The sequence below is a fragment of the Ktedonobacter sp. SOSP1-52 genome (assembly GCF_016587395.1).
Genome location: NZ_BNJH01000009.1, coordinates 1 through 21,722 on the forward strand (window position 1 = coordinate 1; position 21,722 = coordinate 21,722).

Genomic DNA, 21,722 nt, shown 5'->3' on the forward strand with positions numbered 1-21,722 from the left:
TAAGGGAAACGCGCTGAACGAGTTAGGGCGCTTCGAGCAGGCGATCATGGCCTTCGATCAGTCTCTCCACCTCAAGCCCAACCAAACAGACGCCTATTTCAACAAGGGGAACGCGCTTGACAAATTAGGACGCTTTGAAGAGGCACTCACGGCTTATGATCAGTCTCTCCACCTCAATCCCAATCAGGCTGATGCGTATTTCGCCAAGGGGAGCATGCTGAACAAATTAGGACGCTTCGATGAAGCCATCACGGCTTATGATCAGTCTCTCCACCTCAATCCCAACTTCGCATCGGCCTATTTCAACAAGGGGAACATGCTGAACAAGTTAGGACGCTTCGAAGAGGCACTCACGGCCTTTGATCAAACGCTCCGCCTCAAACCCAACAAAGTTGACGCGTACTTCAACAAAGGGAACGCACTCAGCCAGTTGCGACGCTTCGAAGAAGCCAATGCTACCTATGACCAGGTTCTTCGCCTCAATCCTAAGGACGCGAGGGCGTATAACAATAAAGGGATCAATTTCTACGATCTAGGGCACTATGAGCAGGCACTCATCGCCTATGAGCAAGCTCTCCACTACGATCCTAATAAAACTTCGGCCTATTATAACAAAGGGAATGCGCTCTATCAGTTAGAACGCTATGAGCAGGCGCTCATCGCCTATGAGCAGACTTTACGGCTCAATCCAAAGCATCAATACGCTCGTTCTAAAATAGAACGCGTGCTCAAGCAGCTTCGTGAACGAGGTAGATAGCAAGGAGCCCAAAAATGTTTTTACATAAAACATTTTTGGGCTCCTTTTTCATCACAGTCTAAGCCCGTCCATCCTCATCGTCACTGCTATATAGGCCGCGCATCTCCTCGTTGGTGGCGAGAAGTTCGGAGAGCGCGCCCTAGGCGTCGATCTTGCTATCTTTGAGGACGATGATATGGTCGGCGCGGTGCGGCGGTGCCTAGCGGCGTCGGGAGCGATATTGTCAACTTGGCGAAAAAACAGAAGAGCTTTTTGGGGAAGAAGGGAGAAGGGCAGGAAACAAGCGGAAGATTGAAGAGAATGGCTCGCTGTTAGGCGGCAGTTTGCCCACTGGTCACTTCGTTCCAGACGAGGAAGCGACCCTGCATGAGTACACGATAATCCTCTGCAGTGAGACTGTATCGTTTGTGTCGAAAGTGATCCAAGATCGGTCCAAGAGCGGACATTATTTCATAGGAGGTATCCAAATTACAGTTTCCAGACACGGGCGTTGCTATAGGCGACCTCGGTGGGGCTTTGAGCTGAGGCGGCATAGACACCCAGGTATCCGGCGTTGTAGGAGGTATCGGTCCAGTTGGCGGCATACTGGCTATTGACGAAGAAGGAAAAATTGTTGCCGCGCACAATGATTGCCAGGGTATTTATTTGCTTGAAGCCTTGCTTAATGGCGACACAAGAGCCTTCCGTTAGGGTTTCAAGGGAGTTTTCGGTCTTTGTGTAGTGTAAGACGAGATAGGTGCCATCGGCGCGAATGGCAAAGTGGTACCCTTGTTGATTGTTGTAACCAAAGGATAAACCGCCACTATCGCCCTGGAGAATGGCGACCTGGATCTCGAAGGCGAAATCATGGATGGGAGCGTCGGTACCTCCGCCGCAGGAGTTAAAGTAACCGGATGAAGTGACAATATTATGGTAGGAGTTCGCGAGGAACTTGCAAGCGCCAAAGCTACGCACCTCCTCATCCCAATGACCGCCCTGTGAGTTGTCACGCATGGGATCATTCAGCGTTGGTGGCGTGCGCTTAAGCTGATTATACTGTTCGAGAGGCGAGAGATGGGTGAAGGTAGCCGTTGCGTTGACATTGGCCCGGGTTGTAGTAGTCTGCTGAGCCCTGGTGGTCGCGGTGGCGTTCGCTTTTTGTACCTGCTCCTCGTGGTTCTGATGGGTAAAGAGGCCCAGCACGCCAGGGATCAGCAGCAGGGCGCAGGCGATAAGTGCGATGCCGAGGGGGCGGTTGCGCCGGTCGCGGCTCTGGGGCTCAGGCACGTGTGTGGATAGTGGCGGTGGCTGCGTGCTCTTCGTAGGCGTCTGGAGAGAATGTGAGAGGGATGGGTTAATATTGGCTTCGGGAGGCGTAATCGGGATTGAGGCTTCGCCTGAGAAGGTAGGCATGGGATCTGCGAGATCTCGCGGGAGGGTCGAGAGCGAGCCCACTGTGCCAGAGAGGCTGGCGGCTTCAAGGGCCAGCGCGAAATCTGAGATGCTAGGAAAGCGCTGAGCAGGCTCTTTCGCAAGCCCCTGCATGATGACTTGTTCAACCTCTATGGGAAGACTGTTGATCTTCTCGCGCAAGGGGGGGGGCGAACTCATCAGGTGTTGAGCATATATCTCGTCATGGGTGCCGTTGAAGGGGCGCTCACCTGCCAGCCACTCATAGGCTATGGCCGCCAGGGCATATTGATCGCTGGTGGGACGCGCCGCACCTTTAATCTGTTCAGGAGCCATGTAGGGAACGGTTCCCGTAGGCTTCTGGGTGCTCATAGAAGATGTCTGGTGGGCCATAGCGGCAATGCCAAAATCGGAGAGCAGGATTTCGCCCTGGTGTCCAATGAGCATGTTCTCCGGCTTGACATCGCGGTGGATGAGCTTGTGATCGTGTGCGAACTGGAGAGCCTCCGCGACCTGTTTAATATAGGAAACGACCTCCGCGAGGGGGAGGCGTGAGCCACGTGGATGACGCTTGCGGAGCGTTCCCTCCGAGTAGTAATCCATGACCAAGTAGGCTGTGTCTCGCTCAACGGCGTAATCGAGAATGGGAACGATATGGGGATGGTGTAGCAAGGAGATGAACTCTGCCTCCTGCTGGAAATCGGTGATATACTCTTCCGCTATCTGGGAACGCAGTATCTTTATTGCGGCTTGCTTGCTCTGGATCCAGATATGCTGTCCGAGATAGATCTCGGCGAAGCTACCATGACCAAGGAGATGCAGCAAACGATAATTACCCAACTGCTGGCCTACAAGATTGATCATTTGACGCCCTCAATGTATCTGTAGAAATAGAAATATAAGGTGTATTTGATATTTTTTAGTGTAACACATCTCTGTCATAGAGAAAAGCCATGGGGGCGGAATCACACGTGATTCCGCCCCCATGGCTGTAACTTTTACTCTCTGCAAGGGTATTCTCAGTGTCTGATCCCCACGCCCATGCAGGAGGGGCCTACCTTTTCCTCTTTTCCTTCTACGTCATATCACTTCAAGGTGAATAGTTACCTGTAATCGTGAGTTGTTTGGAAAGGGTGTTGGTATCGGATACAACCTTGCAAGCATAAGTAAAAAGAAGTCATCTAGGCTGCCATGTCGTTTGTGGAGCCTTAGATGGCTGTGTTGCAAATAAAAAGCTGATCTGCTACAGTGGGAAGAAAAGAGCGAAAGAGATCTCCTTCATGAGCAACCAAAGCCAGAATCCGTTCAAGTGGCGTCATTTCCAGGCCGGCATCATTTTGCTGTGTGTTCGCTGGTATCTGCGCTACTCGCTCAGCTACCGCGATCTGGAGGAGATCATGCTCGAACGGGGCCTGTATGTCGATCACACCACGATCTATCGCTGGGTTCAGAAATATGCTCCTGAATTGGAGAAACGCTGTCGACCCCATCTGAAGGCATACAACGACTCCTGGCGCGTGGATGAGACATACATCAAGATCAAAGCGGTGTGGTTTTACTTGTACCGAGCTGTGGATTCCGCAGGGAACACGATCGAGTTCTTCCTCAGTCCAACACGGGACGCTGAAGCGGCCAAACGCTTTTTCTGTAAAGCGCTGCACTTTTTGATATTTTCAACCTCTCAAGTATGTTTGATCGAAGAGCACATGGCTTCGCCCACGCCTGTGCTTGACCCCGGTACCACCATGTTAGCCCTCCGCGTGATCACTGTAGACAAGAACACGGCGTATCCCAAAGCGATTGCTGAGCTCAAAGCTGCTGGTACCCTTCCCAAATCGGTCGAACTCAGACAGGTGAAATATCTCAACAATCTGATCGAGCAAGATCATCGCTTCATCAAACGCTTGACGAAACCTGGTATGGGCTTCTTTTCCTTCGAGACGGCGTGGCGAACCTTGCAAGGATATGAAATGATGAACATGATCAGGAAAGGACAAGTCCAAGGGGTAGCCAAAGGCGATGTGGAAGGGTAGGTTGCATTGGTTACCATGCTGTTTGGACGGACAGCCTAAACTGAGCAAGCAGAGTTCCTTCCTCCCATTTTGCCTTCTTTCAATTTCTTGCAACACAACCATCGCCACTCCATCCCACGAAACACAGAAACTATCTGCCTTCGTTCGTTCCACCCCCTTCTCTCTTTTGCAAAGCATGGAAGGCATCTCCCACGGCTTTCGTTTTCTCTGCTGAGATTAGAAGGGATGAGGAGGAATGAGACCATGCTGAAGAGCATGGGCAACTGCCTGAGCACGGGAGTCCACGTTGAGTTTCATGTAAATAGCGCTCAGATGAGCACGCACCGTGCGTTCGGCGACTCCCAGTCGCAGGGCAATCTCTTTATTGCGTTCTCCTTGCACAAGACCTGTCAGCACCTCCACCTCACGCTCCGTCAGCTCTGTTTCTTTGCGGGAAGAGGGGATCGCCGAGAGAGCAGGTGAAGAGACACCATGAGATGCATACGAAAGAATACGATTCATCATCTCTGGCTGGACCGTCATCTCGTTGCGCGCTGCGGCACGGATGGCCCGAAACAGGGTTGCTCGATCCGTCTCTTTGAGCAAGTACCCGCAGGCTCCCATTTGTAAGCCTCGTATCATGAGATCATCTTCGTTATAGGTCGTCAAAATCAAAACGGCAATATGCGGCCAGTTGGCACGAATACGTTTGATGGTTTCCAGTCCATCCATGCCCGGCATCCGTAAATCCATCAGGACCACATCAGGTTGTTCTCTGCCCACCACCTGGAGGGCGGCGGCACCATCTCCTGCATCACCAACCAGGACAAACCCCTCATCGGCCTCTTCCAACATAAAACGTAGCCCCTCACGCACAATGAGGTGGTCATCAACGACGACAACCCGAATGGTTGCTTGTTCTTCTCTCATCCGAGAACCTCTCCTCTTGTCTGCGTGGGAAGGTGCAAGCGAAGCATTGTTCCGTGCCCTGGAGCACTCTCAATCGTCAGGTGGCCCCCACAAAGATGAGCACGCTCACGCACCCCCAGAAGACCATAGTGACCTTGTAGCGTGGCGAGGGCAGCGCTCTCAAAGCCTCTCCCGTCATCACCTATTTCAATGGTCAGGAAGTCCTCTTGGAACTGAGCACAAATGTGCACCTGTTGGGCCTGGGAATGACGGGCGACATTGGTCAGTCCTTCCGTGATGGCACGTAGCACATGCTCACAGAGAGCAGAAGGCGTCTGTGCAAGCACAGCGATGTCAGCGATACACGCGATGGATGTGCTCTCTCTAAAACGATAGATCTCCCTGTGTAGGGCCTGGAGCAGATCATGAGGACCGAGCGCATTGGCACGCAGATCATCGATGGCGGTACGGGCCTCCGCCAGTGTTGTCCGTGCGCGAGACATGGCCTGCTGAGCCAGTTCGCGAGCACGCTCATACCGCTTTTTCTCCAGATGTTGATCGATACGCTCCAGTTGCAATGTCAGCCCCACCAAATCCTGTGCCAGCGTATCGTGTAACTCGCGCGCCAGGCGCTGCCGCTCGTTCACCAGGGTCAGTTCTTCCATGCGCATCGCAAAGGCTGCCAGTTGGAGATGAGCCGCTTCCAACCGACTGCGAGCATGGATCTGTTGAATCAAAAGCAGAATCCACCCGATAAGAAAGACCACCAGGAGCAAAACGGACTCAAGCGTCATCCAGATGGTCATTTGCAGTATCTGGATGATGGCCGTTGCAAGAAAGAGGGCAAGAAAGCAGGCGACAATGATCATGATATGCCTGATCTGTTTGAGCACATTCAGCGCTTCAATGACCAGAACCAAAGAGAACCCAAGTGTGATGATCAGGTCGGACCACATGAGGCTCAGCGTAAAAACACATCCGGCCTGGAAGAGAAAATAGAGCCAGGACCAGCGTTGCGGGAATCTGCCTGAAAGGCACAGATAGTGAAGCAGGAAATGCAAGACTATCAACAGCAGAAAGATCACATTCAGAGGAGCAGAGAGATGCTCAAAACGTGGCGGCGGGAGTGGACCTGATGACGGTGGGAGCAATGTACGTTGTGAGGAAGAGAGAGAACTAGTCATGATGATGGTAAAACTCCCGAACGGAAGCTTGATAGAGTCTTCTAGAAGGATCCGCGCACTTCCCCAGAAGGAAACAGCGCCCACCCACAAGAGGAGGAACCAGAACAGAGAACGCCGATCCGATCCAGATGCAGAGAGCTTCTTCTCTGACGGATTCCCAGTGGATGTTCTCAGTTGTTGGCTCTTGCCTCGTCTGTGCATCTCTGTGTCCATAGCGCCCCCCAAGACGTATCTGGCGTGAAAAGTCATGGCTCTAGTATATCACCCTCCGCTCGCTGTTTCATTGTCCGTTTCTCCACCTGCTGCATGCCTCTTCCGCCATGGCGGAACAGACAGGGACAAAGAGACCTGTCTGGAAAGGCAGGACAAGATTGGCGCAAGAGACGATGTGGGCACCAGTAAGCACCGCTATACTTGGGGTCAGGTAGCAAGCGTGCGGACCACGCGCCTGCATTGCTACCTCATGTGATGAATCACCTCTCAGAAGATGAGAGATGAAAAAAGAAAGAGAGAAGAATCTCATGAACGCGAAGCCTTCGGTTTTTTATATACCTATGACTCGTCGTCGGGCTGTGCAGGTGGCAGGTGGTGTATCTTTGCTGGCGGGTGGTCTGCTGGCCTTTCAGGGCTACCGGTCCGCTTTTGCTGCTCATGACACCACCTCATCCATTCCTGCGACGCTGGCTCCTGGAGGAGAGTTGGATCAGTATGTCAAGCACCTGGCAGAACAGGATCAGTTTTCTGGCACGTTCCTCCTCGCCCAAGGGGACAAACCGGTGCTATTGCGAGCCTATGGGATGGCGAATAAAGAACGACACATTCCCAATGGCCCTCAGACCCCCTATGCGACTGCCTCAATTGCCAAGGTGTTCACTGCCACTGCCATTACACAACTGGCTCAACAACAGAAGCTCACCTTTACCGATTCCATCGGCAAGTATCTGCAAGGTTTCCCTGCTGACATTGCCGATTCAGTCACCATCCATCAGTTATTGACCCATACCTCCGGGATGGGGGATTTTCATCTGATCCCCGATTACAAAGCCAAGCTAGCCACCTGGCAGAGCGCCGCTGAAACCATAAATGGCCTGCTGGAGATGATCAAGCAGCAGCCGTTACAGTTCACTCCTGGAACGTCCTGGTCCTACAGCAATTCAGGCTATGTGACTCTGGGTGCGATTGTCGCACAAGTATCAGGGATGGACTATTATGACTATATCCACCAGCACGTCTTCGCGGTGGCTGGCATGAGCAAAAGCCGCTTTTACACGAAGCCACAGCGAGAGCGGAGGGGGGATATTGCGCATCCCTATAATAGCGAGGGCATAGATATCAGTGAGCAACAAGGCTTCATTGGAGAACCCGCAGGCGACGCCTATACGACCGTGGAGGATATGTTGCGCTATAGTCAGGCACTGCAAACACACCAGTTGCTCAACCCCTCATTCACCGATCTGCTCATGACAGGCAAGGTTGAAATGCCGCTGCCTTCCTCCCCAAATGGACCGGCTCCCACGGCACCTTCCAGGCAACAACCCCAGGGGACTCCTATGCCGCCGCTGCCGCCGCGAACGAGCAAATATGCCTATGGCCTGATAGAATCGCTGACCAATGGGATACGTTCAGTCTGGCATAGTGGAGGTTCTGAGGGCGCTTCCACCTTATTCGAGATGTTTCCCACGCTGGGCTACAATCTTGTCATCCTGAGCAATTATGGAACGCAAGATTCGTTTATGAAGCTGGTAACGAGGGCTGAGATGCTCATCATTCAGCAGTAGATGGGCATGTTGTCGTGAGGACGAAAGCACTATGAAATTCGAAGAAGATACATGCCAGTCTATCCAGCTTATGATGACGATAGCCCCTACGAACGGGAGCCTCACATAATCGTACAGGAGCAATTGTGTGCGTCCCCATAAGGAAACGGCATCCACCCACAACAGGATAAACCAGCGCATAGAGCGCTTATCCTGCCTAGAGGAACTCAAATCTTTGTCAGGGGGATCTCCCCGATGGTTTTCCTATATGTAAGTGTAAGGAAAAGAGAGAAATGGCTAAGACACCCATAGCAAGCACTCAGGCTGAGCCTAAACATGCAACAAAACAAGCCAGGCAACTGCGATTCCCGTCCTGGCATCGCCTATCGTTGGGGGGAATTGTCCTCATCGCGATGTTCATGAACTTTTTTCAGTTAGGGAAGAACGGTTTTAGCACGTACTATCCTCCTGCGGTCAAAAGCATGATGGAGAGCTGGCAGAACTTTTTTTTTGTTGCCTATGATCCAGCGGGCTTTGTCTCGATTGACAAGCCCCCTGTGGGCTTCTGGTTACAGGTGATCAGCGCCAAAATATTTGGCTTTAATCCCGTGAGCATCCTACTGCCACAAGCGCTGGCCGGTACGCTCTCGGTACTCCTGCTCTACTCTCTGGTGCGGCGCCACTTTGGCAGAGTTGCTGGCTTGCTGGCAGCGTTGGTCCTGGCACTGTGCCCGATTAGCATCGTGACCAATCGCGATGTCACGATTGATAGCACCCTGACGCTGACATTGCTCATTGGAGCGTGGGCCGTAATGCGGGCGGCGGAGAGCGGGAGCTTGCGCTGGCTGGCGCTTTCTGCCTTCCTCGTCGGCATAGGCTTCAACATCAAGATGCTGGAAGCGTATCTGGTGGTGCCCGCCTACGGGATGCTTTACCTGCTTGCCGCACCTCATCGCATCTGGAAGCGCATTGGGCATCTGGCCTTAGCCGGGCTACTGCTCCTGGTGGTCTCGCTTTCCTGGCTGGTGGCCGTCGATCTCACACCAGCCTCGCAACGGCCCTACGTTGACTCGACGAAAGATAATTCAGCGCTCAGTCTGGCGCTTGGCTACAATGGCCTCGAACGTCTGTTTGGTCATACCCCAACCATCTCAACTCCTAGTGCGGGTGATGGAACTCAGCAACCACAGACACCCGCCAGTCAGCCTCCCTCAGTTCCTGGAGGCGAGAATGGAAGAACACCGCGCGTAATCGAAATAGGTGGAATGGGTTTTGATATCGGCACTCCCGGTCCATTACGCCTTTTCGGGCTTTCACTTGGCAGTCAGATCGGCTGGCTCCTGCCATTGGCGGTGCTGGGAATGCTGGCGCGAGCCTGGCAGCAACGCCCGAACGTGCGGGAAGATCGGAAGCTACAATCGTTGGTATTGTGGGGTATGTGGCTGATCACGATGGGGATCTTTTTCAGTGTGGCTGGCTTCTTCCACCAGTACTACCTGATCGTAATGGCTCCGGCCATTGCCGCGCTTATTGGCATTGGTCTGGTGACGATGTGGCAGGACTATCGTCGTGGGGGGTGGCGGAGCTGGCTCTTGCCGATCGCTGTCGTCGTCACCACGGCAGAGCAGGTCTTTCTCTTGAGCGTTTATCCTGATCCAATATGGGGTCGCTGGCTGATTCCGCCGCTGGTTATATTGAGCTTCATAACCGCAGGGGCACTTGTGAGTGTTCGTGCTGTTCCGTTCCTGCGTCTAAAGGAAATCAATACTCGTTTCCTCGCCTTGCTGCTGGTCACTGTCGGGGGGGTAGCGTTGCTGCTTACGCCGACCGTGTGGGCAATCATTCCCATCACGCTGAGTCAGCCACTAGAGCCGGTGGCGGGACCTCCGCAGGGAGAGGGGCCCCTTTCTGGTTCGCAAATGATTGATCCCGCATTGATTCATTACCTGGAGGCCAATCGAGGTCAGGCAAAATTTCTGTTGGCCGTGCCCAATGCACAGGATGATATAGCAGGCAAAATCATGCTCGCGACGAACAAACCAGTGATGGCAATGGGTGGTTTCACCGGCAGCGATCCCATTTTAACGCTCAATGAGCTTGAGACACTGGTCAAGCAGGGCACAGTACACTTCTTCCTGTTGCCGGCAAAGAATCCACAAGGTGGGCCGGTCCTTGTACGAGGAGTCCAGCACACCCAACTCACCGACTGGGTGGAACAGCATTGTCAGAGCGTGGAGAGTCGCCTGTGGCAATCTTCTGCCAATGGCGCCGGGCCTGGCAATGCCTCTGAAAGTAGAAATCAGTTGTATAATTGCGCCGTGATCTCCTGAGGTGCAGGGCGCTCATTTCTTCCATCTTCCAGGCAATATAAAGGATCGAAAGTAGATAAAACTCTTGTCATTCATTCCACAGAAAACGCGCCTGCGGGCAAAATATATGCTGGTGCTGCTTTTCTCCGAGCAGGTGCGCCCGCTGCGTTTCCTTTTCACAGGTGGTGCCTGCGGAATGTTGCAGCTTGGGCTACTAGCTCTCTTGGCAGAGCTCAACATAGAACCCATCCTAGCAAATATTCTAGCCCTCCTGCTCGCTGCTCAGGTGAATTTTGCGTTGAGTAGCGTGTTCACCTGGAATGATCGCCCTTCCATACGCACAGCGAGAAAGACGCGGTGCCGGCGCTGGCTCCGTTTTCATGGTTCCATCGCCGGAACCGCTCTGTTCAACCAGGGGATATTCATCATTGCCCGGGCGCTCTTGCCGATACTGCTGGCCTCTGGACTGGGGATCGGCATGGCTGCTGTCGCCAATTTTGTGCTTGGTGAGTTCCTGGTATTCCGCAGAGAGAGACCTCACTCCAGTTCAAGTATTTTTCAGGAAGAACGTAATGGAAAGGATAGATAGCATTGAGTACAGAGAAGTCCCAACAGCCATCTGACACGCCAATCTATTCGATTGTGGCACCAATCTATAATGAAGCGGAGACGCTCCCCCACTTCTACCAACGGGCGATCAGTGTGATGGAGGGAGTAGGCGAATCTTTTGAGCTTATCTTCATCAACGATGGAAGTCGTGATGAATCATATAACATATTATGTAGGTTACATAACCAGGATGTGCGCGTGCGCGTGGTGGATTTCGCACGCAATTTCGGTCATGCGCAGGCGATTATGGCAGGACTAACTCATGCTCGTGGGCAGGCGGTGATTATGCTTGATTCCGACCTGCAAGATCCGCCAGAGGTCGTTCCGCAACTGATTAAACGCTGGCGAGAGGGCGGTGAAGTCATCTCAGCCCAACGGGTGAAACGACGTGGCGAGCAGCATTCAAATTGTTATCGGCAAAGGCTTTCTATCTCCTGATGACCCGGCTCACCTCGGTTCCCATTCCACAGGATACCGGGAATTTCCGCCTGCTCGACCGGCGGGTGGTCGATGTACTTGTCTCGATGCCTGAGCACCACCGTTTCATACGCGGGCTCTCTGTCTGGGTCGGTTTCCGACAGGTGTCCGTTCCCTATGAGCGCGAAGAACGCTTTGCTGGGGTTACCAAGTATCCCCTGCGCAAGATGTTGACACTCTCGTTCGATGCGATCACGAGTTTCAGCTACCTTCATATATAGTATGCTTGTTTTTATGCGAGTTAGTATAGAAGTAAGGAAAACCCATGCAAACTAAGGCACCCAATGTGCTGGAAATTTCATCGAGAAAAATTATTGTATTTCTCTTATGTGAAGTGCAAAAAGGATTACGCGATGGCTACTCAAAAAGGTGTAGGTATAACCCGCCGAGATTTTTTAAGGGCGTGGGTGCACTGGGGCTTGCAACTACCGTTTGGGATAAAAGAAAGAAGCAGGGCCGTTTAATACTCACAAAGCTGCGTTGAAGAGCTACATTTTACTTAATTAGGGATAGAACGAAGGCTCTCATTTGGAGCAGCATTTCCGGCGGGCGACGGCGTAGGGCGACAACCGCAGTCTCTAGTCCAAGGAGATCCAATAGCGCGCCAATCGAATCGACCAGGATGCCTGATTGCCTTATCCGGCGCGATGTAGGGGGGCTATTTCCGAGGCAAAGCACCTGGGACATGTTTGTTTCGCTTGAGGATCTCGCAACAGACTATATTCTGGATCTAAGTACTACAAGTCCCACTTAGGGGAAAATGTGGTAGGATCCCTTGAGGAGGAGAAGTCCATGACCACATCAGCTAGGATCGAGCAGGAACATCCACAAGAAGAGGAGGCCCTACGCTTCATCACTGATGCAGCTCAGGTGCTGGAAGAGCTCACCGCACGCTTGGGCAAGCACGTACACCGTGCGGAAGTCCGCTCGCGCCTGGAACGCTACCTCCAAGGTTTGTTGGCCCCCGTGGGACGCAAGAATGGCTGGCAGATGGCCGAGGCGCTTGGGGAAGCCAATGCGCATGGGGTGCAGTGGCTCCTACAAGAAGCGGAGTGGGATGAGCAGTTCGTGCAAGGTATTTTCCTTCCGAAGCCAACCTCCTACGCCTCCAGCAGCTCGCTCAGCAGAGCATTGGCATCACCAATGTAGATCGATTGCGCGGCTGAAGGTCGAGCAAGAGTTGTTAATCAAAGAATTACGGCTGGTCCAAGAACATATGGAACGCCTGGATACAGAGATTGCAGATATCGTGGGGAATTGTCGAGAAGGGCAGATCTTGCTTTCCATGTCGCCTATCGGAGTGGTACAGGCGGCAACTATCATCGCCACCATCGGGAATATTGCCAACTTTGAGAAGGCAAGCGAACTGAAGTGCTATTTCGGCTGGGCTCCCAGGCGAGATCAAACGGGCGTCTCTTTTGATCGGACCAAGCTCACAAAAAGAGGCATGCGCCCCACTTGGGCAACCGCATGGGAGGCAGCTTTTAGGCCAATTACCTCTTCATTTGTCGTGGTTGTTATAAGTCTTACTACCACCAACGTCACCAGCGCCGGAGGCAGTTCTTTCACCATCCGATACACTTGCATATAGCTGGGTTCTTCCCACCCCTGCTCTCACGCGATCTTGCTCACCTGTCGATGGATCGTCGCCATCGATCTGCGCGGTTTGCGCAACGCCAACCCTTCCACCACCTTCACCTCCTCCTCCCAGATCCCCCGCCGCTTCACGAGGGTCCCCACGCGGCGGTCTTGCCAATCCACACAGTCCATCCTCCCGTGACTTCCGCACCCACCACTGCAACGTCGAAAGCGGCACACCGCGTTCTCGCGCCACCACCGTTTGCGCAATCCCTTCTTCCACATGCTCTCTGACGACCTCATAGCGCCGATACGCTTCCGCACGCTGCGCTTCCGTGACTTCCGCCAGGCTCAACACCCGTTCAAAAGGAGATCAGTACGCGCTCGCCTGCATTGCCTATGAGCTCTTCACCGGCCATGTCCCCTTTACTGCACCTGGTCTGTTTGCTCTGGGCTTTCAGCATCTCACAGCAGATCCACCTCCTCCACGCCAATACAATTCACATCTTCCTCTCGCTACCGAAACGGCGATTCTCAAAGCACTGAGTAAGCAACAGACAGATCGCTACACTGATATATTGGCGTTCCTTGCTGCATTATCTGAACTGTTCGTGCAAGCAACCATGGTTCCTGCCCTTGCCTCCACCGTTCAAGTCCACAGTTACCTATCTCCATCATCATCAGGTGAGGGCAAATCCCGAATAGAATGGATAAAAGAAGGGGAAGAATACTTTCGCGAGTCGCGGTATGAGGATGCACTCAAAATATATGAGCAGGCTATTGCCCAGTACCCTGATGATATGTTCTTCTATATCAGAAAAGCGTATCTTCTTGAGAAACTCAAGCGGTATGAGGAGGCTCTGGCAGTTGGTGATCAGGCCATTGCCCTCGATCCCCACGACCCTCGTGCTTATGAGACAAAAGCATCTACTCTCAATGATCTTCGCCGGTATGAAGAATCTCTTGCCACTTATGAGCAAGCCTTAGCCCTTGCTCCTCAGGATATTCACTGCTATAAAGCCAAAGGAGCATTGCTAGAGGAACTTAAACGCTACGAAGAAGCGCTTGCCGCCTATAGCCAGGCTCTGGCCCTTGATCCTGAGCATACTAGCTTTTATGCCAAAAAAGGAGCATTGCTAGAGGAACTTAAACGCTACGAAGAAGCGCTTGACACCTATAGTCAGGCTCTGAACAGAGACCCCCATAGTATTCCTTTTTATCGAGATAAAGGACAGATGCTTACAAAACTCAAGCGGTATGAAGAAGCTGCCCTTCTTTACGATCAAGCTCTCGCTCTTGACCCATACGAGATATTCCTGTATAGATTGAAAGGGATGAACCTTGAAAAGGTGCATCGCTATGAAGAGGCACTTATCACCTATGAACAGGCTCTGGTCAGGCATCCTCAAGAGAGAGGCATTTCTCTATGCAACATGATTCGTTGTTTAAGTGGCGACACTTCCAAGCCGATATCATTCTGTTATGTGTTCGTTGGTATTTGCGGCATTCGTTTCTGTTGACAAAAACGCGGCGTATCCCAAAGCGTTCAAAGACCTGAAAGTGGCAGGGCTCCTTCCCGAAGCTTGTGAACTGCGACAAGTCAAGTATCTCAACAACATTGTTGGGCAGGATCATCGCTGTATCAAACGGCGAACCAAACCAGGGATGGGCTTCTTCTCTTTTACAACCGCAGAGAAAACACTACAAGGATTTGAACGTATGAGCATGATTCGCAAAGGGCAAGTGCAGGGGATCGCCAAAGGAAATGTGCAAAGCCAGACCATGTTCATCACCAGCCTCTTTGAGGTGGGAGCTTAAACAAAACATATGGCACTCCTTCACACCTCTGAGGTTCCTTCACTCTTTCTTGCAACACAACCCTTCTATGCTGAAGCTGGCCTTGCTAGGCAAGAGGTTTCGATTCAGATCTACACCAGCACCCTCAAGATCGAATATCAAGATACGGAGCTGGCGCTGTACACGATGGAGTGGGCGGAGGACAACAAACACATCAAAGAGGTAAAAAATCCGCGCCTCATCGAGACGGGCTATCGGTCGCCACAATTAGCGCTGTGGACACTCGGCCCTGATGAATGGCTGCTCTTTCTGAAATTACCTGACTATGCGCCATGTACTAGGCGGAAGACAGTTGATATTGATATCATCCAGCTTCCACTTCCAGACATTGATGAGAGCCAGCAGCAAGCAACTTCATCTTCCTGACGAGCAAGGAAAGACATACAAGAGATACATCCTCTTTAGCCGCGCAAGAATGACAGGACAGGTTCCAAAAGAATTTCGCGCTCGGTGATCTCCTGCTGGTGATCAAGATTCTCGAAGAAGCGGAGTTGAACACCAGCCTGTTCGATCTCCTGGCGGCTCTCTTTCAGTGGAGTAGCGACGCGTTCGTCCGCTTCGCCAACATAGACGAGCAGCGGGCAGTGTATATTTTGAGGACGAGCAATAGGCCAGTGAACGAGAGCACGCCAGCAGGCAATTTGTGCTGGTAGGTTCATCTGACTCAGATAGATATCTTCCTCTGCATCGAAACCCAGCTCTGCCAGTGTGCCTTTGGCTTTGGCTTCCAGGTAGCTTTCAAACCAGTTTACAATCTCATCAATGCGCTCTTGAGGATACACACGTCCAAAGAAACTTCCGGCGATAACCGCGCGCTCGACTTGCGAGGAGCGTGTCGCCAGTTGAAGTGCTGTCGATCCACCGAATGAGTGACCCCAGACCTTGTAGCGCCTCACCTCGCAGGCTTGCAAGACTGCCTCAACATCGCCGAGAACTCGCTCGATACTGTAGGCTGCGGGATCGGTCGGCATGTCGCTTTCACCTATCCCGCGTCGATCCATCGTAATGACCGTGAATTCCTGGCTCAACGGCTCGACATAGCCCAGCTTGTGCCAGATGTGACGCGTCGCTTCAAAACCTTGCAAGAGTAGTAGTGCTGGCCCGTGACCCTGTCTCTCGTAAGCAATTCGCACCCCATCAGGGGATGTGGTAAACATACGTATTTTATCTCTTTCATTCGTTATGAAAATTCTCTTCTTAAACCTCAACTATCTTATCACTTCATGTCAATGTATTTCCTTGATGGCAGACTGCCCCATACTTAGCAATGTCAAACATTGTGTCACATGTGCTACCATCTTCTCCGGCATGTCTTTTGCTCTGACGTATTTGCTCACTTTGCACTGACCAAATACGTCAAGCATGTTACGCCGAGGTGTCCCACTGTAGCAACCCACGAGAGTGATGGTGTGTCGTTGTGCTCATCAACAAAAATTTTTAAGTTGACAATATCGTGATTACTGTCTGGCCGTCCGCGGCGCGCTGAGGGATGATGGGCGTCCATCCTTGTGTGCGGATGGCCTCCGCTTACATGACCGCTTACAGCAGATCCAGGACTCTATCCAACGGGTTGAGGGAAAAAAGGGGCTCTCCCACCATCCCTACATGAACTCCAGCGACTCTTGAAAAAGGGCTGCAGAAAACGGAGGTGCTTTGGGCTCCCATTGCACAAGCCTACCATTGGGTTCATCGCGCTGCCTTCATCCTGAACAATGCCGAGAAGGGATCTGCCACATAAGTTCGTGCTCGGTATGAGACCCTCTTGCAAGAGATGCCCGATCACAAAACGACTATTGGCACGCTCGCATCGGCTATCGAACAGTTTCTCAAGGTGACCACCAGCTTCGCACCTGGCCTCTTTCACTGCTATCAGGTGCCAGATCTCCCACGCACCAACACTGCTCCAGAGCAGTGTTTTGGCTCCGTGCGGCATCATGAGCGACGAGGACCGGACGACGCGGCGCTGTTCCTGGCCTGGTCGTGCGCGGCTCCGTTCGCGTAGTCGCGGCTGTCGCCGCGCGGTTTTCTTGCTTTACCGCTGAGGAACTATGCCTGCGAGATGACCAACTGTGGCGTCAGGTCCGCGAACGCTTGACCTATCGGCAAGAGGTGTGGCGGCAGCAATTCCGCTTCCGGAAGAATCCCGCCGCTTACCTTGCTCAGATCGAAGCTCGTTTGCTCCAGACATGATTGCCGTTCTTGGTAAAAAAGAGAGAAATAGGATTGCCAGAGATCCATCTGGCAACTGTCGCAGATCCCTTGAGAAACTGGTGCATCTCCTTGTCTCGCCCCGCGAGAGCGGAGAACTCACGCGCAACCTGCTCATCCACTCCATCGCTCTCGTATCCCGCTGATCCCTGTCTCCCGCCGGGAGACAGGGATCAGCGGGATACGAGAGCGAATCTGGCGATGCTCCCAGCGGCTCTGGTTTGACATCTGGCGCATGCAAGATGCTCGGTGCAAATAACTGGCGGCGCAGCAGGCCACCAACCGCCTCGTGGAAGAGCACTTTCATCATTGCTTGTTGGACGAAGAGGCCCAGGGAACTGCTAGGCAGAAAGAATTTGGCAAAACTGCGCCCACTCTTTTGCTGCTCCAGCACGTAGGCAGACATCTGCTGTTCGTAGCGGCGGAACGCTTCCTGATAATCGGCAGTGTCGTGCAGCGCTTTGGCCAGCAGATAGGCTCCTCCCATCGCCAGGGAGGCTCCCTAAGAACTGCTTGGCTGCTTGTGCCTCTCGCGTCGAGCTGAAGAAGAAATCGAGCGTCTTTCCGTGCGAATCAACCGCTCGGTACAAATATACCCACTCTTTTTTGACCTTGATGTATGTTTCATCGACCCGCCAGGAGTCCGACGTGGTCGTCAAGTGCGTTTGACAACGCCGTTCGAGTTCGAGCGCATAGTGCTGAACCCAGCGATAGATCGTCGTATGGTCGACAGGCAGTCCTCGCTCCAACAGTATTTCCTCAAGATCGCGATAGCTCAAAGCATAACGAAGGTAGCATCGTACGCACAAGAGAATGATATCGGCTTGGAAGTGGCGCCCTTTGAGCGGGGGTTGCTCAGTCACCGTGAGTCCTCTTTTGCTCTTTTCTCTCCACTGTAGCAGATCAGCTTACTTCTTGCAACACAACCATGTGACGCAATTGTACCGGCGATCAATCAATTTTTGCATATGACGACGGCGACATGTAATATCAGCGATACCGGCCAGCGCGGTTCCCAGGTGATCTCTATGCATGCGGGGCAATCGCATCTAATTTTTGGAACTGGCTCTACAAGCCATGTCATAACGTGCTAGATTTTAAAGCTCTGCTGTGCAGGTGCCCTCTAGAGGCCACTTAAAAATTTAGATGCGATTGCCCTGTCTATGCATGGTCAGCAAACTCCCCTGGCTTCTACCGTTCAGCCAGCCACACGTTCGTTGGCAACCACTCAACTCGTGGATGTCAGTTCGTCCTCTTCTGGCCTGTTGAATATATCTAGCGATCTCTTTGGTTTACGCGATATCATCGATCTGATGTCGATGGTCTTGCTGGACTCGCCGCAGGCATAAGCAAAGGAGCACAAGAATGAGGAAAAAACGGCGGATCGGAGGGCCTCTGCTGCTCAGCCTACTGGCGTTTGCGTTACAGGGCTGTCTGGATATTGGTGGACCCAGCACGAGGAACGTGAGCACAAATAACGGCAAACAGGTCAGCGTGATTCAGAATGTCTTCAAAGGAAAGATCTATGCGACCATTGGGCATAACCTGACGGTAATTTCTGGTGATGGCTCATCAAAACAACTCATAGGTGGCGGCAACATCTACGATCCCGCCATCTCGCCAGATGGCAGCAAGATTGCCTTTGTCCAGCTCTACAAGGACTACTCCAACCTGGCCTCTATCCCGACCAGCGGCGGAACGCCGAAAGTGCTGGTCTCTGGCAATGGACACTATTACCATGACAATCTTGATCCAAGCATTATTCACAGCGACTACTACTGGTACATGGAGCCTTCCTGGTCGCCGGATGGCAGCCATCTGCTCTTCTTGGCCAATTTGGAGAAAAACTATGTCTGGCGTAGCCTGGGAACTCCGTTTGACAGAGCGCCATTCGAAGATTTAGAAGTCTTTGCGCTCGACTTCAATAATCCGAGCGCGAAACCCCAGGTGCTGGCCTACGCCAGCTAGGTGATGGCGGCGATCGTGATCCTTCCTATGTGCCAAAGACCAGCCCACAAGAGATCGTTTACACGCACTATATGTATGACACCAGCGGGATCAGTCAGGCGGACCAGATCTACCTGGAGGATGCCACGGCTATTGCCCACCATCCAGGTACCTATACACCAGTTCAGGCCGCTGGCGTAGCGCAGACGCCGAAGAATAGAAGAGTCCGCCAGCCGTCTCTCTCGCCTGATGGTCATACATTGGCCTTTGTTGTGAGTGAGCCCAATGATGGGCTAATGGACATCTGTACCATGCAACTCGCCACAGGAGTAACGGCTAACCCGAATAGTTCTACCAGCCAGCAGCAGGCGCTGATCAGCTCTAGCACAAAACGGGTCAGCTAGAGTCGCCGAAGCGGCCCCCACGTTTCCCCTGCCGAACGTGAGCCTTCCCCTCTGTGTTCCTGTCAGCCGTCTGCCGCAGCACCGCGACCGTGTCCCCTTCCGGTGCGGGCCTGCACGGGAGGCAGCTTCGTGATAAACGTCGTTGACAGGTCAGCGAGCGTGAAGTAGAGATAACTGAAAAACTGTACGCGCAGGATGAAAAGGGAGCAGCCAGGGAAAGTGTACGCTAACTCTGGCAAACGTATAAACTCGCAGCGATATTGCTCGGCTTCATTGCTCGGCTTCCTTTGTTCTCTTTCATTACTCCTTGCTTCAAGAGTAGAACCAAGAAGCGTATGTGTCAGAAACTCCTTCTCGCTTTGGTCCGCGCGTCAACGTGGTTCGGATTGCGAGAGATGCAACCCCTGGGTCGCTTCATAGGCCACTTCCCGATGCGAATGAAAGATCTCAAGAATGGAGAGCACCAGGCTGATGAGAAGGAATGTGACCCCAAGCAAGAACCCGACCAGGGGCGCCGTCACCAGGAATACGACGGACGGGAAGAGCTCCGCAAGCGCAACCGCAAACATATCGACGACGAAAGTAATCACAGCCATTTCCACTAGCAACAACGCATTGCGAATCAAGGTATAGCGCCGCATGAGACGCGGAATTTGTTCTTCGATCTCCACTCGCCGTACCTGGCTGATCCTCAGGCTGCTGGCCGAATGCTCTGTTTGGTCCTGCTCCAGTGTTCGCAACAGATCAAGTAGTTCCTCATGCATTCGTCGAAGGCGCCCTCCGATCGACTCATAGCGTTGCAACAACCCATTGAAGACCAGAGCACAGCCAGAGATTATGACAGCCGGAATGAGAATCAAGCTAATAATATGGATCATCGTCTCGATCGTCATCAAATCATCTTCTAGGTGTTACGATATCATGGTTGCCCAGAGTTGTGGCAGGGGTGCAACCCCCAGTTCACGCACAATCTTTTGCGCGGCCATCCCGACTCCCTCCGTCACCGTGGGATAGGCGAGTTGGAGTTCCGCCACCTCTTCAATCCGCCGGGCCTTGGCCAGCACTGCGGCCAGGTTCACCCGTGGTGGCGCTCCCCGCAGCCCAAAGGGGTCCCAGGCGCGGCTATCGCGCAGCAACCGCGCAGTACATGCCAGCGTCCGCACTGGCGCCGGGCCTTCATTGATACTGGTGCCATCTACTCGCTTACTCTCAATCAAGATCACTTCCGCCTGCAACTCCCGTGCCTGGAGGGCCGCAGTGACGCCTGCTGGTGCCCCGCCCAGAATAAGGACTCTCATGGTCTTCTTCTCTCTTTTCAACGCTGAGAAAGAGTGGTCGTGCCCCCTACTCAGGAGCCGATCCTCCTAATAGGAACGGCTGTGCGCATAACACTCTTGATTTCTTGTAGCGTTTCTGGCGTGAGATGCTTCTCGCTCACTACAGCGGTTTGTGTGAGTTGTTCGGGATTGCGCGCTCCGACAATGGCCACATCAATGGCAGGCTGGGCCAGTACCCAGGTAATAGCTAATTGGGCGATGGACATTCTCTGCCTTGCCGCAAGGTGCTTCAAGCCCTCGACGACCGCTACATTGCGCGCAAAGTTCTCTCCATGGAAGGACTCATGCTGGCTGCGCCAGTCGTTGGGCGCGAAAGTCGTCTGTGGCGTACACGATCCACCAAGCAGCCTATGGTGAGTGGGCCATATGCGAACACTCCGATGCCTGCGGCCTGGCAATAGGAGGATCTCAGTCTCGATCTCGCGACGGAAGAGGCTGTAGGGGGGCTGCAGGGTGTCTACCTTCCTTACTCGTTACACAGGCCGCACCCCGGGTGGTTGGAGGGGTGTCTGTCGCGAACGCGAAGCAAAGGCTCGAATAGCTGCAAGACCTCCGCCAATCACCGCAATAATACCCAGAAGAATCGGCAGAAGAAGAACTCCAATGAGCGGGTTCAACAGCAAAATGATGGCAAAGATGGCATTCATGATGCCCAGGATAGCGAGGCTGGAACCGCCACCTCTGAACGCATGGATGTTCTGTGTCACCCCCATAACGAACGCATCGTGCGATAAGAAGCAACACTCCCACAACCATCGCTGCAATCCCTGTGATCATGGCAAACCACCAGGCACTATGGCTTGATACTGTTGTTCCCATTATGGATGGAAAACGTAGACGCATGCTCACCTCCTCATTTGACGCTCTCCCTCCAGTATAAGGTGGCAAAAAAAGCTGAGCTTCTCCCTGGTTAGTGGATCTTTCGCAACTTTCGTGCTATGAGAACTATCACGCAAAATCTTTTGATGAGCCAGGAGCGCTCAAAGCG

25 protein-coding genes and 3 pseudogenes are annotated in these 21,722 nt (G+C 52.9%); 17 read left to right on the forward strand and 11 right to left on the reverse strand.

What is annotated here, in order from left to right:
- On the forward strand, positions 1-757 hold a 757-nt coding region (locus JMJ16_RS53060), incomplete at its 5' end, for a tetratricopeptide repeat protein (protein WP_201394765.1).
- Between the two features lie 468 nt (positions 758-1,225).
- Here the strand turns inward: JMJ16_RS53060 and JMJ16_RS53065 are convergent.
- Positions 1,226-3,010: a serine/threonine-protein kinase gene (locus JMJ16_RS53065; protein ID WP_201394766.1), complete on the reverse strand. Its 1,785-nt coding sequence runs from the start codon at positions 3,008-3,010 to the stop codon at positions 1,226-1,228.
- A gap of 416 nt (positions 3,011-3,426) precedes the next feature.
- Between JMJ16_RS53065 and JMJ16_RS53070 the strand changes: the two genes are divergently transcribed.
- Positions 3,427-4,179 (forward strand): IS6 family transposase, encoded by a 753-nt coding sequence (locus JMJ16_RS53070; protein WP_201394767.1) that lies wholly within the window; start codon positions 3,427-3,429, stop codon positions 4,177-4,179.
- 216 nt (positions 4,180-4,395) lie between these two features.
- On the opposite strand, the gene JMJ16_RS53075 is transcribed toward JMJ16_RS53070, so the two are convergent.
- A complete protein-coding gene (locus tag JMJ16_RS53075) occupies positions 4,396-5,088 on the reverse strand; it encodes a response regulator transcription factor (protein WP_201394768.1) in 693 nt (230 codons plus the stop codon).
- Entirely contained in the window at positions 5,085-6,251 is a 1,167-nt protein-coding gene (locus tag JMJ16_RS53080) for a sensor histidine kinase (RefSeq protein WP_201394769.1), read from the reverse strand. Before JMJ16_RS53080 ends, JMJ16_RS53075 begins: the two co-directional genes overlap by 4 nt.
- A gap of 521 nt (positions 6,252-6,772) precedes the next feature.
- On the opposite strand from JMJ16_RS53080, the gene JMJ16_RS53085 reads away from it, so the two are divergent.
- The 8 genes from JMJ16_RS53085 (at position 6,773) to JMJ16_RS53120 (ending at position 12,994) form a co-directional block, all read left to right on the forward strand.
- Positions 6,773-8,029, forward strand: a complete 1,257-nt coding sequence (locus JMJ16_RS53085) for a serine hydrolase (RefSeq protein WP_201394770.1) — start codon at positions 6,773-6,775, stop codon at positions 8,027-8,029.
- A gap of 272 nt (positions 8,030-8,301) precedes the next feature.
- Positions 8,302-10,338 (forward strand): glycosyltransferase family 39 protein, encoded by a 2,037-nt coding sequence (locus tag JMJ16_RS53090; RefSeq protein WP_201394771.1) that lies wholly within the window; start codon positions 8,302-8,304, stop codon positions 10,336-10,338.
- 64 nt (positions 10,339-10,402) lie between these two features.
- Positions 10,403-10,906 (forward strand): GtrA family protein, encoded by a 504-nt coding sequence (locus tag JMJ16_RS53095; RefSeq protein WP_201394772.1) that lies wholly within the window; start codon positions 10,403-10,405, stop codon positions 10,904-10,906.
- 2 nt (positions 10,907-10,908) lie between these two features.
- On the forward strand, positions 10,909-11,364 hold the full coding sequence (locus tag JMJ16_RS53100; protein WP_201394773.1) for a glycosyltransferase family 2 protein: 456 nt from the start codon (positions 10,909-10,911) through the stop codon (positions 11,362-11,364).
- The gene (locus JMJ16_RS53105) at positions 11,364-11,624 is read left to right on the forward strand and encodes a hypothetical protein (RefSeq protein WP_201394774.1); all 261 of its coding nucleotides are present in this window, start codon (positions 11,364-11,366) and stop codon (positions 11,622-11,624) included. Before JMJ16_RS53100 ends, JMJ16_RS53105 begins: the two co-directional genes overlap by 1 nt.
- Positions 11,625-11,668: 44 nt before the next feature.
- Entirely contained in the window at positions 11,669-11,887 is a 219-nt protein-coding gene (locus JMJ16_RS53110; protein ID WP_201394775.1) for a hypothetical protein, read from the forward strand.
- Positions 11,888-12,195: 308 nt separating this feature from the next.
- A complete protein-coding gene (locus tag JMJ16_RS53115) occupies positions 12,196-12,552 on the forward strand; it encodes a transposase (protein ID WP_201394776.1) in 357 nt (118 codons plus the stop codon).
- 31 nt (positions 12,553-12,583) lie between these two features.
- Complete coding sequence (locus JMJ16_RS53120) at positions 12,584-12,994, forward strand: transposase (RefSeq protein ID WP_201394777.1); 411 nt, start codon at positions 12,584-12,586, stop codon at positions 12,992-12,994.
- Positions 12,995-13,017: 23 nt separating this feature from the next.
- On the opposite strand, the gene JMJ16_RS53125 is transcribed toward JMJ16_RS53120, so the two are convergent.
- Positions 13,018-13,164, reverse strand: coding sequence for a hypothetical protein (locus JMJ16_RS53125; RefSeq protein ID WP_201394778.1), 147 nt, complete (start codon positions 13,162-13,164; stop codon positions 13,018-13,020).
- Positions 13,165-13,604: 440 nt separating this feature from the next.
- On the opposite strand from JMJ16_RS53125, the pseudogene JMJ16_RS53130 reads away from it, so the two are divergent.
- The 3 genes and pseudogenes from JMJ16_RS53130 to JMJ16_RS53140 form a co-directional block, all read left to right on the forward strand.
- A pseudogene (locus JMJ16_RS53130) lies at positions 13,605-14,279 on the forward strand (tetratricopeptide repeat protein); the annotation flags it as partial.
- Positions 14,280-14,407: 128 nt separating this feature from the next.
- Positions 14,408-14,799, forward strand: a pseudogene (locus JMJ16_RS53135) (DDE-type integrase/transposase/recombinase).
- A gap of 9 nt (positions 14,800-14,808) precedes the next feature.
- Positions 14,809-15,204 (forward strand): hypothetical protein, encoded by a 396-nt coding sequence (locus tag JMJ16_RS53140; protein ID WP_201394779.1) that lies wholly within the window; start codon positions 14,809-14,811, stop codon positions 15,202-15,204.
- 35 nt (positions 15,205-15,239) lie between these two features.
- Here JMJ16_RS53140 and JMJ16_RS53145 read toward each other — a convergent pair whose 3' ends face one another.
- Positions 15,240-15,995 carry an alpha/beta fold hydrolase gene (locus JMJ16_RS53145; protein ID WP_201394780.1) on the reverse strand — a complete coding sequence of 252 codons (756 nt, stop codon included), beginning with the start codon at positions 15,993-15,995 and terminating at the stop codon, positions 15,240-15,242.
- A gap of 614 nt (positions 15,996-16,609) precedes the next feature.
- Here JMJ16_RS53145 and JMJ16_RS53150 point away from each other — a divergent pair.
- The gene (locus tag JMJ16_RS53150; RefSeq protein ID WP_201394781.1) at positions 16,610-16,840 is read left to right on the forward strand and encodes a hypothetical protein; all 231 of its coding nucleotides are present in this window, start codon (positions 16,610-16,612) and stop codon (positions 16,838-16,840) included.
- 30 nt (positions 16,841-16,870) lie between these two features.
- On the opposite strand, the gene JMJ16_RS53155 is transcribed toward JMJ16_RS53150, so the two are convergent.
- Positions 16,871-17,533: a hypothetical protein gene (locus tag JMJ16_RS53155; protein WP_201394782.1), complete on the reverse strand. Its 663-nt coding sequence runs from the start codon at positions 17,531-17,533 to the stop codon at positions 16,871-16,873.
- 16 nt (positions 17,534-17,549) lie between these two features.
- A pseudogene (locus JMJ16_RS53160) lies at positions 17,550-17,909 on the reverse strand (IS6 family transposase); the annotation flags it as partial.
- Positions 17,910-18,209: 300 nt separating this feature from the next.
- On the opposite strand from JMJ16_RS53160, the gene JMJ16_RS53165 reads away from it, so the two are divergent.
- The 3 genes from JMJ16_RS53165 to JMJ16_RS53175 are packed head-to-tail and all read left to right on the forward strand — an operon-like array spanning position 18,210 to position 19,397.
- Complete coding sequence (locus JMJ16_RS53165; RefSeq protein WP_201394783.1) at positions 18,210-18,395, forward strand: hypothetical protein; 186 nt, start codon at positions 18,210-18,212, stop codon at positions 18,393-18,395.
- 16 nt (positions 18,396-18,411) lie between these two features.
- The gene (locus JMJ16_RS53170) at positions 18,412-19,014 is read left to right on the forward strand and encodes a PD40 domain-containing protein (RefSeq protein WP_201394784.1); all 603 of its coding nucleotides are present in this window, start codon (positions 18,412-18,414) and stop codon (positions 19,012-19,014) included.
- 29 nt (positions 19,015-19,043) lie between these two features.
- Positions 19,044-19,397: a hypothetical protein gene (locus JMJ16_RS53175; RefSeq protein ID WP_201394785.1), complete on the forward strand. Its 354-nt coding sequence runs from the start codon at positions 19,044-19,046 to the stop codon at positions 19,395-19,397.
- A gap of 371 nt (positions 19,398-19,768) precedes the next feature.
- Here the strand turns inward: JMJ16_RS53175 and JMJ16_RS53180 are convergent, their stop codons facing one another.
- Genes JMJ16_RS53180 through JMJ16_RS53195 form a run of 4 tightly spaced genes read right to left on the reverse strand, consistent with a single transcriptional unit; the run spans position 19,769 to position 21,441 of the window.
- On the reverse strand, positions 19,769-20,290 hold the full coding sequence (locus tag JMJ16_RS53180; protein WP_201394786.1) for a DUF2721 domain-containing protein: 522 nt from the start codon (positions 20,288-20,290) through the stop codon (positions 19,769-19,771).
- An 18-nt stretch (positions 20,291-20,308) separates the two neighbouring features.
- The gene (locus tag JMJ16_RS53185; protein ID WP_201394787.1) at positions 20,309-20,695 is read right to left on the reverse strand and encodes an FAD-dependent oxidoreductase; all 387 of its coding nucleotides are present in this window, start codon (positions 20,693-20,695) and stop codon (positions 20,309-20,311) included.
- A gap of 50 nt (positions 20,696-20,745) precedes the next feature.
- Entirely contained in the window at positions 20,746-21,186 is a 441-nt protein-coding gene (locus tag JMJ16_RS53190) for an aldo/keto reductase (protein WP_201394827.1), read from the reverse strand.
- 21 nt (positions 21,187-21,207) lie between these two features.
- A complete protein-coding gene (locus JMJ16_RS53195; RefSeq protein ID WP_236602245.1) occupies positions 21,208-21,441 on the reverse strand; it encodes a DUF308 domain-containing protein in 234 nt (77 codons plus the stop codon).
- Positions 21,442-21,722: the final 281 nt, after the last annotated feature.